Raw genomic sequence first — 427 nt, forward strand, 5'->3', positions numbered from 1 at the left:
CGACCCTCTGCTTGTAAGGCAGATGCTCTCCCAGCTGAGCTAAGCGCCCTTACTATGACCCGTAGGGGATTCGAACCCCTGTTACCTCCGTGAAAGGGAGGTGTCTTAACCCCTTGACCAACGGGCCACATATGTAGATGTTTCCGCCAAGAAACATCGGGTGATGCTATTCAGAACGACTTGCGCCCTGAAAACTGGAATTGAAACAAGAATCTGAATCGGTGGACAGAGCCACGCGGATGCGTGGATATCTTCATGTATAGCTAGCTGATGCTTTCGAAGTTAATCCTTCAAAAGCGATAGGATAAGCCCTCGACCGATTAGTATTCGTCAGCTGCACGCATTGCTGCGCTTCCACCCCGAACCTATCTACCTCGTCGTCTTCAAGGGGTCTTACATACTGGGAAATCTCATCTTGAGGGGGGCT

The 427-nt window shown here is 50.8% G+C and carries 1 tRNA gene and 1 rRNA gene; both read right to left on the reverse strand.

Annotated features, from left to right (window positions below):
* Positions 1 to 55 precede the first annotated feature (55 nt).
* Positions 56 to 127: transfer RNA gene (locus KJS47_RS23830), tRNA-Glu, on the reverse strand.
* A 173-nt stretch (positions 128 to 300) separates the two neighbouring features.
* Positions 301 to 427 (reverse strand): 23S ribosomal RNA (locus KJS47_RS23835); the annotation flags it as partial.

Origin of the sequence: Paenibacillus sp. J31TS4, from assembly GCF_018403265.1 — a bacterium.
GTDB lineage: Bacteria > Bacillota > Bacilli > Paenibacillales > NBRC-103111 > J31TS4.